Genomic DNA, 14,267 nt, shown 5'->3' on the forward strand with positions numbered 1-14,267 from the left:
CTATTCTATTTCTTTTTGTACTCTTTTTTCTTTCTGTTCGGAGTTTTCTTTACGTTCTAACAAAGCCATATAGAATCCGTCAAAACCTGACTCTGAAGCCAAGATTTTTTGGTCTTTAATAAATTTGAATTGTTTACCAATGTCAGTAGTTAAGAAACGAGCAATTTGCTCTTGATTTTCGGATGGTAATATAGAACAAGTAGCGTAAACTAATTTTCCACCAGGTTTTACAATTTTAGAATAACTTTCTAAAACTTCTGATTGTACTTTACGGATGTTATCGATAAATTCCGGTTTCAATTTCCACTTTGCATCTGGGTTTCTTTTTAGAACTCCTAAACCGCTACATGGCGCATCAATTAGAACGCGGTCTGCTTTTTCGTGTAGTTTTTTGATAATTTTTGTTGAGTCAATAATGCGGTATTCAATATTGAAAGCACCGTCTCTTTTGGCTCTGATTTTTAATTGCTTCAATTTGCTTTCATACAAATCCATAGCGATTAATTGCCCTTTGTTTTCCATCAAAGAAGCAATGTGAAGTGTTTTTCCACCTGCACCTGCACACGTATCAACAACACGCATTCCTGGTTTTACATCAAGGAAAGCCGCCACTAATTGTGAGTTGGCATCTTGTACTTCAAAGAAACCTTGTTTGAAAGCATCAGTCAAGAAAACATTGGCTCTTTCTTTTAACACTAAAGCGTCAGGTTGATTCTTTAATGTTTCAGTTTCAATGTTTAAATCCATCAAAATAGCACGTAGCGCTTCTCTTGTAGTCTTAAGTGTATTTACCCTTAAAATTACTCTTGCCGGTTGGTTTTGAGCTGCTATTTCAGTTGCCCAAACTTTCTCGCCTAATTCTTTAACTCCCAATTCATCCATCCAGTCTGGAATAGATTCTTTTAAAGCTCTCACTTTAGAAAGTTCGTCAAAACGTCCTTTTATTTTTCGTTCCGGAGTTCCTTCCAGCTGACGCCAATCAGGAATAGGATAACCTCTTAATACTGCCCAAACAGAAAACATTCTCCAAAGATTATCTCTGTCAAATGGTTCTTTTACTTCCGCGATTTCTGCGTATAATCTTTTCCAACGTACAATTTCGTAGATGGTTTCGGCAACAAACTTTCTGTCAGAGCTTCCCCAACGTTTGTCTTTTTTTAAGGATCTTGCTACCACTTTATCAGCATATTCGCCTTCATTAAAAATGGCATTTAATGCATCTATTGTTGTGTAAACTAAATTTCTGTGTAATCTCATTTTAAATAATTGAGGTGCAAAGGTACTATTAATTGATTGAATGTTATATTTTTAATAATGAATGTTGTTTTTTAATTTTTTTGAAAAAAAAACACTGTTCTCAAAACAGTGTTTTTTTATATTTTTAAATGAAAAGATATTTATTTTACTCTTGTCAAACCTATCTTTTCAGGTGCATGAAGCACCATTGGGAATTTCTCTATTTTTACAGAGCTACTGTCTAAACCAAACGCCCTTTCTTCTGATAAGCTCAATTTTTTAATTAAGAAATAAGAGTTCATAATTATTTTTTCATGCCATCTTAGGTCACTATCATTAGAAAGGAATTTTTCAGACAATACAAATTTGAAATCACCTATGATGTTGTTTTTATTCAAAGATTCGTATCTGCTGGTAATATCCATTTCTCCTTTTTGCACCATGTCCTTGATAACTTCCTTAAACATCAAGTTAATTTTTGTAGGCTCTCTAAATCCTAAATTAAAGTCTACACGATACAAGTCATCTTTAACAATTTCGGTTACTTTATATTCGGTTTTATAGGGTTCAGTCAATATATTCACATGGACAAACCAATAAATATCAGCTCTTTTAGGTCTTTTTTGTAAAATAGAATACATCACTTTTTCTTCTATCTCATCCACTCTTCCTGCATTGGTCATATAGACTAAATGTGTGGCATATTTTGGGATCGATAAATCAACACTTAATTCAACAAGTACTTTTTTATAATCTTCAATTTTAACAATTTTAGTATAACTCTTGTTGATTTTCTTTGCCAAATACCAAATAGTCATTACTGATATCAATGCAATAGCTATAAAAAGAGTTACATAACCTCCATCAGCGAACTTAGTGATATTTGCTGCCAGAAAACTGAATTCGATTATTAAGTAAATGGTAATCAGTGGTACAATGAAATATAATTTTACTCTTTTCATTATCAAATAAAAATTAAGTAAAATAGTGGTCATTATCATGCATAAAATGATGGCTAAACCATAAGCATGCTCCATATTACTGGATTCTTCAAAGTGCAATACGATTCCGACACAACCAAAAAACAATAACCAGTTTATCGAAGGAATGTACAATTGACCTTTTAATTCAGTAGGATATTTGATTTTTACTTTAGGCCAAAAATTTAATCGCATCGCCTCATTTATCAATGTAAATGATCCACTGATTAATGCTTGTGAAGCAATTACAGCAGCAAGCGTAGCTATTACGATTCCAATAGGTTGAAACCAGTCAGGCATTATTAGATAAAATGGATTTCCATTTTTTCCACCCAAACTTTGCAATGTTTCTCCTTCGTGGTGTGTCAAATAGGCAGCTTGCCCAAAATAATTAAGCACTAAAGCGATTTTTACAAAAATCCAACTGATTCTGATGTTTTTTCGTCCGCAATGTCCCATATCTGAGTATAAAGCTTCGGCACCGGTAGTACAAAGGAATACAAAGCCTAAAACAAAAAAGCCTTCTGGATGAATAGTTAATAAATGATAGGCATAATAAGGATTGATAGCTTTTAAAACCTCTGTATTTTGAGAAATCTGTGCGATCCCAAGTACTGCAAGCATTGCAAACCAAATCATCATCATTGGGGCAAAAAACTTACCGACTAATTTGGTTCCAAATTGTTGAATGGTAAAAAGCACAAATAGGATGCCTATAACAATTGGGATTGTATTAATTTCAGGGTAATAGGTTCTGATTCCCTCAACTGCGGATGATACTGAGATAGGAGGAGTGATAATTCCATCAGCAAGTAATGCACTTCCACCGATTATTGCGGGGACTATTAGCCATTGGATTTTTGTTTTCTTGACTAAAGCGTATAAAGCAAAAATTCCACCTTCTCCATGATTGTCAGCACTTAGTGTAATGATGACATATTTTATAGTGGTTTGTAAAGTAAGTGTCCAAAAAACACATGAAATTCCGCCTAAAACAATATCAGCATTAATAACATGATCCCCAAGTATGGCTTTCATTACGTATAATGGTGAAGTTCCAATATCTCCGTAAATTATTCCTAATGAAATTAATAACCCACCTAATGTCCATTTACTATGGAGGTCTTTGTGTGAAGTGCTCATGAAATTTTTTTTTAAAAAACTGGTCAAATTTACACTTTTAAAATAAATTAACGCTTTTTATACAATAAAAAAAAACACGGCGTTATGAGCCGTGTTTTTAAAGTTTTCTATTGAAGTTTTTTAAGATCTTCTATTGTTCTCTCTTGAAGAATTTCCTCTTTGAGATTCACTTCTTTGTGGAGCTGATTCTCTTGAGGAATTACCTCTGTTTTGTGACTCTGCTCTTTGTGGCGCAGCCTGAGTAGAAGGACTAGTTCTGTTTTGAGAGTAATCTCTTTGAGAATTTCCTCTTTGTGGCGCAGCCTGAGTAGAAGGACTAGTTCTGTTTTGAGAATAGTCTCTTTGAGAATTCCCTCTTTGTGGCGCTGCCTGAGTAGAAGGGCTGGTTCTGTTTTCAGAATAGTCTCTTTGAGAATTTCCTCTTTGTGGCGCAGCCTGAGTAGAAGGACTAGTTCTGTTTTGAGAATAATCTCTTTGAGAATTTCCTCTTTGTGGCGCTGCCTGAGTTGAAGGACTGGTTCTGTTTTGAGAGTAATCTCTTTGAGAATTTCCTCTTTGTGGCGTTGCCTGACTAGAAGGATTAGTTCTGTTTTGAGAATAATCTCTTTGAGAATTTCCTCTTTGTGGACCTACTTCTCTCGAAGGATTAGTTCTATTTTGAGAGTAATCTCTTGATGAACCTGACCTTTGTGGAGTTGTTTCTCTTGATGAACCAGTTCTGTTTTGAGAATAATCTCTTTGATTTCCTGTTCTTCTGTTAGAGTAACCAACCTCGTTTCTTGAACCTCTTCTTTGATCTAATTCATAACGGTTAGTTACATTAGCATTTCTTCTGGAGAAGGAATAATTCGGGTGTTGTCTTTCATAACCATTTGAACGTCTAGAGCTGTGTAAAACGATTGCGCGCTCACTTCTTCTGTAATTAACATAATTGTAATTATTGTTAATGTTCAAGCTAATGTTGATGTTATTTCTGTATCTGAATATTGGAAATGGATTCCATGCATAATAATAAGAAGGATAATACCCCCAATTCCATGTAGAATAATAAGGACGGTAATTAGGAGACCAGAATGAAGCATAAATTAGTGGAGTACTATAATACACAGGCTCATAAATGTAATTTTGACCATACATGTACACATCTCCTACAACTTGAACGTGAATGTTGTTATTTCTGTCTTTTTCAACGTCAATTGTAGCTACATCTTGATATACATCCGTATCTATAACAGATTGAATGATGATTACGTGAGTCCGATTTTCGACAGTTTCAATAACTCTCAAATAATCAACTTCATTGTCATCATTTAAATCTAAATTTGATATTTGTAGTTCAGGGTCATTCAGGCGTCTTTCAAAATCTTGTAGATTTCTAGAGTCACCAAAAATAGAAGCAACAGCTCTCAGATCAAGATTGTCACTGATTTCATTATTCATTGCATTTACTGATGTTCTATCTTGCGCCTGTATTTGTGTTGCGAAAACAGTAGTCAATAAACTCAATAGTAGTAGTTTCGTTTTCATAATTAATTGAATTAAGTTTATCCTTATTTTTGATTATCCAATTACTGTGCCAATTAATTTAAACCATGTTTACTATTCTTATTATTAATTGTAAATTAGCCCTAAAATGTATAAGAAAATGAGAACTTCTTTTTTGATTCTATTGATTTCAATTGTTTTGATATCCTGTAAAACAGCTGATTTTGCTATAAAAAATGATGCTAATGCTGAATTTAAGTCTATTGTGGTAGATACATTATTTCAGGATAAAATAAGTATCAGGGCTGTTTTAATTGATGCAAATAAAATTTGGTTTGCAGCTGATAAAGGGAGATTTGGTTTTTTTAATTTGGATAATAATCAAAAATTTGAAAGCAAGATTATCAAAGATTCCTTGAAGCTTGAGTTTAGAAGTAATGCCAAAACAAAAAAGCATATTTTTATTCTAAATGTTGGGAATCCAGCTTTGTTATATCAAATTTCAAAAGACGGAAAAGAAACAAAATTAGTGTATCAGGAAAATCACGAGAAAGTGTTTTTTGATAGTATGCAGTTTTGGAATGATAAAGAAGGGATAGCGATGGGAGATCCAATTGCTGATTGTCTGAACGTAATTATTACTCGTGATGGCGGAAATTCATGGAATAAAGTTTCATCGGATAAATTACCAAAAGTGATGGATGGAGAAGCAGCTTTTGCGGCAAGCAACACTAATATTATAATCAAAGGAAATCATACTTGGATTGTTTCCGGTGGAAAAAAATCTAGAGTTTTTTATTCTCCTGACAAAGGAAATTCATGGAAAGTGTATGATACTCCAATAGTTCAGGGGAAATCAATGACCGGAATTTTTACGGCAGATTTTTATGATGCTCAAACTGGATTTGTTGCCGGAGGAGATTATGAAGTGCGAAATCAAAATTTTTCTAATAAAGCAATCACTGCTGATGGTGGAAAAACATGGAAGCTAATAGCAGAAAATCAAGGTTTTGGATATGCTTCTTGTGTGCAATATGTTCCTGAAAGTAACGGTAAAGGGCTGGTAACAGTTGGTTTCTCAGGAATATACTATTCCTCGGATGGTGGTACTTCATGGAAACAATTTTCTACCGATTCTACTCTTAATACAATAAGGTTTATAGATAACCACACAGCAATTGCAGCGGGACAAAATAAAATGATTCGCATCAGTTTTAAATAATGAAAAACACCCTAAGTCTAATATAATCAGAGTTTAGGGTGTTTTTTTTGAACTAATAAAAATAAAAAAGATTATTTTTTTTGACCTTTGTTACGGTATTGTTGTAGCAATTTTCTATTGAAATCTTCTTCAGCTTTTTTTAGTTTAACTATTTTTACGGCTGGTAAAATTGTTCTCACATTTTGCATGAATTTTTTTCGTAATAAAAATAACTCTTCTTCAGTATCTTCAATTTGGGCCAAAAAGGTATTTGCTTCTTTTTCAGTTATTTTATCCAGCGAGCCATCATTCATTCTTCTCATATACGTTTTCATTTTTTGATGTCTCAGTTCAAACTGTTTGTCATCAAATGTATTGTATATTGGCCAGAATCTTTCGGCTTCATTAGTTGTTAAGTCTAATTCAGTCGTAAAAAAAGCTACTTTTAAAGCTTTTATTTGTTCTTTTTTCTCTTTCATACTTTCGCCTTGAGCGTAAAAGTTAAAAGAAACGAATAGTAATAGTATTGGTAATAATTTTTTTATGTTCATTTCGTATTTATTTAATTATGGCTTTAAACGAAAGCTTTACAGTCTAGTTTATTCTAAAATAAGATTTTCTAAGTTTGAATTTGTTGACAAATGATCTTCAATCGCATCATCTCCTAAAACAATACCGGTTTTTATGTTATTAATATCTTCAGTTTCTAGTACACTTATCAAGTCATATTGGTTTACATTAGATTGATACGTAATGTAATTTTCTAAAGCCGCAGCGTCTAATTCTTTTGTGTTTGTCGAAGAAGGACTTAAAATTGGAATCATCAAAGCAAGTACTAAAATTGCTGCTGCCATCATAATTAAAGTTTTTCTTTTTTGGAAAATAGAAATTACTTTTGGCTCGTTTTTAGGTAATTGCTCCATCATTTTGATTGAAAAATTTTCAAAATAATGGTCTGGAGTTTTAAATCCAGTTTCAATTTTAGGTTCGTTCTCTAATTTAAATGTTTTCATAATATGCTTTAGACAGTGTTACAGCTAAAAGGTTTAATTTGTCGAAACAAAAGCTTCAATTTTTTTTACGGCAAGATGATAAGATGCCTTTAATCCACCAACAGTGGTTCCCAGAATTTCTGAGATTTCTTCGTATTTCAGTTCTTGAAAATATTTCATTTTAAAAACCAATTGTTGCTTTTCAGGCAATAATGCAATCGCTTTTTGTAATTTTATTTGAATTTCATTTCCGTCAAAAAACACGTCGGCTTCCAGATTATCAATAGTTTTGTTTTGTAAAGTTTCTGATGAAATGCCACTCGTTTTTGATTTTTGTTTCAAAAATGTCAAGGATTCATTAGTTGCTATGCGATAGATCCATGAAAAAAGTTTGCTTTCTCCTTTGAAATTTTTCAGATTTTGAAATATTTTTATAAAAGTATTTTGCAATACATCATCAGCATCATCGTGATTCAAAACGATGTTACGAATATGATTGTATAACGGTCTTTGATAATCTTGTAATAACTGCTGAAACGCTTGATTTTGCGTTTTAGAGTTTAACAATTGATTTATAAATTCCTGTTCTTCTTGCAAAGTGATTATTTAAGAGTTAGAATAGAATTTATCAAAAAGGTTTAATCTATTTATAAAAGATTAAAATTCAGATTGTTCTTCTTCTTTATTTATTACTGGTGTAGGCGTTTTTACGGCCTCTTCTTTCTTGACAGCAGCAGGAGTAAAAGTAGTTACAGGAATTACTTTGGGTTTTATTGGATAGTAAATTTCTGTAACCCATTTTGAAGGGTTTTTAATTTCTGTTTTGCTGATGGTAAAATTCTCTAAGTGAGAAAATGTAGGGTCAAGAACAATTCGATTGGTGTTAATGTGTGTTGTTGCTTTATCCAAAGCTTTTTTCGTATGCGAATAATCTCCGGTTAAAGTAGTTTTAATGGCTTCGAATGGTTCCAGTTTTCCAGTTAAAATATCACTTCCTGAACTCGTTAAGATTTGGGTTTTTATAGGTACACAAAACGATAATTTAGTCAATCCTTTTACGGGATCATAAGTGTGATAAATTATAAATGGTTTTCCGTTTAATTCGACATTATTTTGTTCGCAAAAAGCAATCATTTTTGGGAATACGATTTGAGCATTTTTAATGACTTTTGAAATTTCACTGGTAAAGGTTTGTCTCAAATAAAACGTTCCAAGTTTTTTTACCAATCCGTTTACTTTTACGGCATAAGTATTTATTTCAAAATCAAGAGTTTTGTCTAAGTTGGCTAAACTCTTTTCATATGTTTCCCCTATAATTTTATTTAGACCTCCATTAAAAGCCGTATAAACTTTCATGGTAAAACTCATTTTTCCGGTAGTTTTCCATGTTACTTTTGTTCCTCCGATTGTATCTTTAAAACTCCAAAAAACAGATGATGAAGTTCCATCATAATTCATTTTTTGAGAAATACTGTCATTTTCTTTTACAAAAAGGGTCAACATATTACCTGTGCCTTCTTTTCCTTCCCATGAAAAGGAAGCTCCGGGGCCAATTGTTTTTTTAGGATAGGTAATTTGCATTTCAGGATCTTCAACAATCCAGGAACTAAAATCTTCCCAGTTTCTATAATCATTAACAAAATTAAATACGGTGGATTTTGGAGAATTTATGATTTGACTTCTGTCTACGGTAAAATCTCCTTTTTGAGTTGCCACAAAAATGGATAGCGCCACAAAACTTAGCAATAGTAAAAGAAATAAGTATTTTAAAATCCTCATAATATACAGGTTTGTTAATTTTTGTAAAGTTAAAGATTTTATTTACAAGTCATCGAAAGTGTTAAATAAATATGGATTATTTTCTAAACAAGGGATGTTTGTCTGTTTGTTTTTGGTTTGAATTTTAAGTAGAATTTACAATTTTCGATTCTTTTCAACGGATTCTTTTTCGAATAAAAAACTAAATAAGGATAGTGATTTTATTTGTTAAGCATCTGTTGTTTAGTGTTTTAAATTAAATAAAAAAGTCCACTAAATAGTGGACATCATTTGTTTGGTTTAAAAAAACTAACGTTTGAAAAATACTTTTATCAAAAATAAAATTCCAATAAAAATTCCAAATCCTATTAGAATCTTGTAATTCCCCTTGTAAAACTCTTTATGGATTTTTAAATCTTTTCGATAGGCATAAATTGCAGCAATAACAAATGCAACAAAAAATAAGCCTGCAAACACTAATTGACCTTGACTAAACATAGTTTAAATTATTTCCGGCAAATTTAGGTAATAGTTTAGAAATAGTTGCTAATTTGCCTTTTCATTTAACAAAATAAAAAGATGCAAAAACAGATAAACTCAGTTAAAGAATTTCATACGGCTTTTAAAATTGGGCACAGTGAAATTCCTACAGCTAATTTAGGGGAAAGTAAACACACGCTTCGTTACAACTTAATGAAAGAGGAAAACGAAGAATATCTTGAGGCAGTTCAAAACAATGATTTGATAGAAATTGCGGATGCATTGGGTGATATGATGTATATCCTTTGCGGAACCATTATCGAACATGGTTTGCAGCATAAAATTGAAGAAGTCTTTGACGAAATTCAACGCAGTAATATGAGTAAGTTAGGGCAAGATGGCAAACCCATTTATCGTGAAGATGGAAAAGTCATGAAAGGGCCTAATTATTTTAAACCTGATTTCTCTAAAATATTGGAGAACGGAGAATAGTGTTTAAAGTTTTATTTAATTATCAAGCCATAAAAAAAGCGATTCTCATATTGAAAATCGCTTTTTTTAATATTATAAAACCTTAGAATTATACTTTAACAGTCCATCCAAAAGTATCTTCTTCTAATTTATTTTGAATGTTTTCCAATTTAGTTTTTAGTTGTAAAGCCATTGTGAATTCAATTTTTGGCAATTCATAATAAACATCCTGATAAGAAAATCCAGAAATTGGACTTACTACAGCAGCGGTTCCTGCACCAAAAATTTCTTTCAAAGTTCCATTTTTAGCAGCTTCAACAAGTTCAGATACTAAAACGGAACGAATTTCTACATTCATACCTATACTTTTTGCTAAATCAATAAGTGTTTTTCTAGTCACACCGTCAAGAATTCTTTCGCTTACAGGAGCAGTTAGTAATGTATCATTTATTCTAAAAAATACATTCATAGTACCTGCTTCTTCCAGTTTGGTATGCGTTGCATCATCAGTCCAAATTACCTGTTGGAAACCTTCTTTATTTGCTAAATTAGTTGGGTAAAATTGAGCGGCATAATTTCCGGCAGCTTTTGCAGCTCCTATTCCTCCATTTGCAGCTCTACTGAAATGTTCTGCAATAAGTACTTTTACATCGCCAGAATAATAAGAACTCACTGGCGATAATATAATCATGAATTTATAGTCATCAGAAGGATTAGCAATTACTCCAGTACCAGTTGCAATCATAAATGGTCTGATGTACATAGAATTTCCTTTTCCTTTTTTAATCCATGCTTCGTCTAATTGTAATAATTGATTCAGACCGCTCATAAATATCTCTTCAGGAACTTCTGGCATAGCCATTCTAACTGCAGATGTATTAAAACGCTTGTAGTTCTCATCAGGTCTAAAAAGCCAAACGTCATCATTTTCATCTTTATAAGCTTTCATACCTTCAAAAATTGCTTGACCATAATGAAAAACTCTTGTAGACGGATCTAACAAAAATGGTGCGTAGGGTTTAATGACGGGTTTTTGCCATTCTCCATTTTTATAATCACATTCAAATAGATGATCTGTAAAAACAGAACCAAAGCTTAAGTTTGAAAAATCAACCTCGTTTATTTTTGTAGAGGAAGCTTTTATTGTTTCAATTTTGTTGGTTTGAGTAGTACTCATAGTAATGTATTGTTTTTTGATTTTTTTTAAATGACAAACTGGAGCTTAAAAAACTGGATTTCTATAAGTTGAAGTTTAATCTTTGCAAAATTAAATAAAAATCAACAAAACACTTGTCAAAAAACTATTAATTATAGTACTTAACTAAGATTTGTTTACATTTTAAAAAAACCAAAAAAATCATGCCCATTTCTATTGATTATACAATAAATATAGATTTTTCAGAGGCAAACGTATTAGATTTTGATTAATTTTGGACAAACATTATAGCTTTTAATCCATTATAACCTCAAAATCCGATTTTGAAAAGAGAAATAATCCAAACACTTGATGGTTCAACTACCATCCATATAGCAGAATGGGACGAATGTTATCATTCTAAACATGGTGCCATACAGGAAGCACAGCATGTATTTATTAAAAACGGCCTTTCATTATTTCCAAACAGAAATGTCTCTATTTTGGAAATAGGATTTGGCACCGGTTTAAATGCGTTTATTACTTTACTGGAGTCAAAAAAATTGCAGCAATCGATTGATTATGTTGGGGTAGAAGCTTATCCAATTTCAGTAGACGAAGTTTTGTTAATGAATTATGTCACAGAATTGAATGCAAGTCAAGAAAGTGCAACTTTCGATAAAATGCATGAAAGTAATTGGGGAGAAAAAATTGATTTAAGAGAAGATTTTTCACTTACGAAAAGAAAGCAATTTTTTGAAGAAATTGATGATGTAGATCAATTTGATTTGATTTATTTTGACGCTTTTGGGTACAGAGTACAACCTGAATTATGGAGTACCGCTATTTTTGAGAAGATGTATAAGGCGCTTAAAGCGAATGGTGTACTTGTTACTTATGCTGCCAGAGGCGTTGTAAAAAGGAGTATGATTGAAGTAGGCTTTACTGTTGAAAAACTTGCTGGACCACCTGGAAAAAGAGAAATGTTTCGTGCTAGAAAAAGTTGATGCTCGCTATTTAAGTTGTTTGTTTTCAGTGATTTATTTTTTTGAACTAAAATCTATGAATTAAAATTAAAAAAATTAAAACTAAGTTAAATAGTTATGTTGTAATAAAAAAAAATGTATTTTTACGACACATTAGAATCCAAATCTAACTAAAATCAACGTTTATTATGTCAAAAATCATGTATGATTATACAAAATCAATTTTAGAAAGAGTGAGTTTTGATCCATTGCTTTTTTGTAAGGAATTAGAAAAGGCCATCAAAACATTATTACCATACGAAATGGAGCAATTGCGAGAATGGTTATTAAATTTCACAATAGGAAAACCGGAATTAAAACAATGTTTATTAATCGTAAATTCATAAAAAAAGGAACCGCAAAACGGTTCCTTTTTTTATTTTTTAGGTAGTGAACTTATAATTTCAACATTTTGAAATACGATAGCACCTTTTATAACTCCAGCAATTGTATTTCTAAGCGCATCAATTATCTGTATTTTTAATTCGCTCTTTGGAAATATTAGGCTGACCTCTCTGGCGGGTTTAGGCTCCTTGAAGTGTCTTAATTTTAATTTGTCAGTTTCTTTCAAATCTAATGTATGTAAATAGGGAAGTAATGTTGTCCCTAAACCTTCATCAGCTAGTTTTATAAGAGTTTCAAAACTTCCGCTTTCAATTTGGAAACGACTCATTTCACTTTTACTTACATTTTTGCATAAATTTAAAATACCGTCTCTAAAACAGTGTCCATCTTGCAGTAGCAAGATTTCATCTAAGTTTAAATCTGAAACTTCTATTTCTTTCTTTTGAAAATGATGATGACTTTCTGGTATATATGCTACAAAGGGTTCGTAATACAATACAATTTCTTTTATTTTTTCCTCCATCAGCGGTGTTGCGGCAATGGCGGCATCAAGATGACCGTTATTTAGTTTTGTTATTATTTCATCAGTATTTAACTCTTCGATTATGAGTTTTACTTTAGGATATTTTTTTATGAAATTATTCAAGAACATTGGCAACAGCGTAGGCATAATGGTTGGGATTATTCCTAATCTGAATTCACCACCAATAAATCCTTTTTGCTGTTCTACAATATCTTGAATTCTATCGGCCTCATTGACGATATTTTTTGCCTGATTTACAATTTTTTGACCTATGTCAGTAAGCTGAATCGGTTTTTTTGTCCTGTCAAATATCTGAATACTCAATTCCTCTTCTATTTTTTGAATTTGCATGCTCAATGTAGGTTGAGTTACAAAACATTTTTCGGCAGCAAGAGTGAAATTTTTGTGTTCGGCTACGGCAAGAACATATTTTAATTGAGTAATTGTCATTTTATAATAATATCTGATGCAAATATAAAAACAATCAATTAAACTTATAGTGTAAAGTACCGTTTTCTTGTGTATTTTTGTTGAAAAGATAACATGAAAACAAATATTTTAGGATTACCGGTAAAAGAATCAGAATTGATTGTTAGTGAATTGAATATTTTGTTATCAAATTTTCAGGTTTATTATCAAAATCTAAGAGGAATTCATTGGAACATCAGAGGCAAACGTTTTTTTGATTTGCATGTAAAGTTTGAAGAATTATATACGGATGCTCAAATAAAAATTGATTTAATAGCCGAAAGGGTTCTGACTGTTGGCGGGACACCACTTCATACTTTTGAAGATTACATAAATAATAATCAGTTAGTTGTAGGTAAAAATATTTCAAATGATGAAAAAGCAGTGCATTTAATTGTTGCTTCATTGTCGCATTTATTAAAAATAGAAAGAGAGATTCTTAACAAAGCTGGAGAAATTAATGATGAAGGTACAAATTCCATGATGAGTGATTTTATTTCAGAACAAGAAAAGACAATCTGGATGATGCAAGCTTGGTTAGAAGAGAGTTTATAGTTAAGTGAGAATTAAAACAAGTGTTATAAATCGAATTGAGGTATTTGTGTTTTATTTAATGTTAATTTTTTTTTAAATTTAGGAAACGATTGCTTATTTAATAAACTTAATTCTATTTTTGCGCACATGAAAATGATATCTAAAATATTTTTAATTGTATTTATCGCTTTTCTCATCACTCCAACAATAGTTACAGTGATTGAGAAAAGTGCAGATATTTCCATTTTTTATAGTGTTTCCGAAGAAGAACATGCACACAAAGAAATTAAGACTTTTTTTTATTTAGAATCTCCTACTGAAGTTATCACTTCATCAAAATTATCGTCCAGCGCTATTCTATCTGAGAATTTATCAAAACACGATAATATCACATCATCGATATTTATTCCCCCACCAAACGAAGTTTAATACATAATTTTTGATTTATTTTTTAAAATCAATTTTCACACATATCATGTGAACAGTTCTTT

Annotated in this window: 15 protein-coding genes; 6 read left to right on the plus strand and 9 right to left on the minus strand. The window is 31.5% G+C overall.

The features are described from left to right. From QLS65_RS06680 to QLS65_RS06690, 3 genes are all read right to left on the minus strand, one after another. Complete coding sequence (locus QLS65_RS06680; protein WP_282712483.1) at nt 1-1,257, minus strand: RsmB/NOP family class I SAM-dependent RNA methyltransferase; 1,257 nt, start codon at nt 1,255-1,257, stop codon at nt 1-3. A gap of 140 nt (nt 1,258-1,397) precedes the next feature. After that, nucleotides 1,398-3,359, minus strand: coding sequence for a KUP/HAK/KT family potassium transporter (locus QLS65_RS06685; protein ID WP_282712484.1), 1,962 nt, complete (start codon nt 3,357-3,359; stop codon nt 1,398-1,400). Between the two features lie 120 nt (nt 3,360-3,479). Then, nucleotides 3,480-4,886 carry a hypothetical protein gene (locus tag QLS65_RS06690; protein WP_282716112.1) on the minus strand — a complete coding sequence of 469 codons (1,407 nt, stop codon included), beginning with the start codon at nt 4,884-4,886 and terminating at the stop codon, nt 3,480-3,482. 118 nt (nt 4,887-5,004) lie between these two features. Between QLS65_RS06690 and QLS65_RS06695 the strand changes: the two genes are divergently transcribed. Continuing rightward, complete coding sequence (locus tag QLS65_RS06695) at nt 5,005-6,066, plus strand: sialidase family protein (protein ID WP_282716114.1); 1,062 nt, start codon at nt 5,005-5,007, stop codon at nt 6,064-6,066. 71 nt (nt 6,067-6,137) lie between these two features. On the opposite strand, the gene QLS65_RS06700 is transcribed toward QLS65_RS06695, so the two are convergent. Genes QLS65_RS06700 through QLS65_RS06715 form a run of 4 tightly spaced genes read right to left on the minus strand, consistent with a single transcriptional unit; the run spans nt 6,138 to nt 8,816 of the window. Then, the gene (locus QLS65_RS06700) at nt 6,138-6,596 is read right to left on the minus strand and encodes a sensor of ECF-type sigma factor (RefSeq protein WP_099714854.1); all 459 of its coding nucleotides are present in this window, start codon (nt 6,594-6,596) and stop codon (nt 6,138-6,140) included. A gap of 48 nt (nt 6,597-6,644) precedes the next feature. Further along, entirely contained in the window at nt 6,645-7,058 is a 414-nt protein-coding gene (locus QLS65_RS06705) for a hypothetical protein (protein WP_282712488.1), read from the minus strand. A gap of 33 nt (nt 7,059-7,091) precedes the next feature. Further along, entirely contained in the window at nt 7,092-7,634 is a 543-nt protein-coding gene (locus tag QLS65_RS06710) for an RNA polymerase sigma factor (protein WP_282716116.1), read from the minus strand. Nucleotides 7,635-7,694: 60 nt separating this feature from the next. Next, nucleotides 7,695-8,816: an SRPBCC family protein gene (locus QLS65_RS06715; RefSeq protein ID WP_282716118.1), complete on the minus strand. Its 1,122-nt coding sequence runs from the start codon at nt 8,814-8,816 to the stop codon at nt 7,695-7,697. 558 nt (nt 8,817-9,374) lie between these two features. Between QLS65_RS06715 and QLS65_RS06725 the strand changes: the two genes are divergently transcribed. Further along, nucleotides 9,375-9,767, plus strand: coding sequence for a pyrophosphohydrolase domain-containing protein (locus QLS65_RS06725; protein ID WP_282716120.1), 393 nt, complete (start codon nt 9,375-9,377; stop codon nt 9,765-9,767). A gap of 88 nt (nt 9,768-9,855) precedes the next feature. Here QLS65_RS06725 and QLS65_RS06730 read toward each other — a convergent pair whose 3' ends face one another. Further along, a complete protein-coding gene (locus QLS65_RS06730) occupies nt 9,856-10,923 on the minus strand; it encodes a branched-chain amino acid aminotransferase (RefSeq protein WP_282716122.1) in 1,068 nt (355 codons plus the stop codon). A 302-nt stretch (nt 10,924-11,225) separates the two neighbouring features. Between QLS65_RS06730 and mnmC2 the strand changes: the two genes are divergently transcribed. Together mnmC2 and QLS65_RS06740 are read left to right on the plus strand one after the other, a co-directional pair. Beyond that, entirely contained in the window at nt 11,226-11,888 is a 663-nt protein-coding gene (gene mnmC2 / locus QLS65_RS06735; protein ID WP_282716124.1) for a tRNA (5-methylaminomethyl-2-thiouridine)(34)-methyltransferase MnmC2, read from the plus strand. 167 nt (nt 11,889-12,055) lie between these two features. After that, nucleotides 12,056-12,253, plus strand: a complete 198-nt coding sequence (locus QLS65_RS06740; RefSeq protein ID WP_099716298.1) for a hypothetical protein — start codon at nt 12,056-12,058, stop codon at nt 12,251-12,253. 29 nt (nt 12,254-12,282) lie between these two features. Here QLS65_RS06740 and QLS65_RS06745 read toward each other — a convergent pair whose 3' ends face one another. After that, nucleotides 12,283-13,224, minus strand: coding sequence for a LysR substrate-binding domain-containing protein (locus QLS65_RS06745; RefSeq protein ID WP_282712497.1), 942 nt, complete (start codon nt 13,222-13,224; stop codon nt 12,283-12,285). A 93-nt stretch (nt 13,225-13,317) separates the two neighbouring features. On the opposite strand from QLS65_RS06745, the gene QLS65_RS06750 reads away from it, so the two are divergent. Both QLS65_RS06750 and QLS65_RS06755 read left to right on the plus strand, forming a co-directional pair. Continuing rightward, nucleotides 13,318-13,797: a Dps family protein gene (locus tag QLS65_RS06750; protein WP_282712498.1), complete on the plus strand. Its 480-nt coding sequence runs from the start codon at nt 13,318-13,320 to the stop codon at nt 13,795-13,797. A 126-nt stretch (nt 13,798-13,923) separates the two neighbouring features. Then, nucleotides 13,924-14,205: a hypothetical protein gene (locus QLS65_RS06755; protein WP_282712499.1), complete on the plus strand. Its 282-nt coding sequence runs from the start codon at nt 13,924-13,926 to the stop codon at nt 14,203-14,205. The last annotated feature ends 62 nt before the right edge of the window (nt 14,206-14,267 follow it).

Origin of the sequence: Flavobacterium algoritolerans, from assembly GCF_030010385.1 — a bacterium.
GTDB lineage: Bacteria > Bacteroidota > Bacteroidia > Flavobacteriales > Flavobacteriaceae > Flavobacterium > Flavobacterium algoritolerans.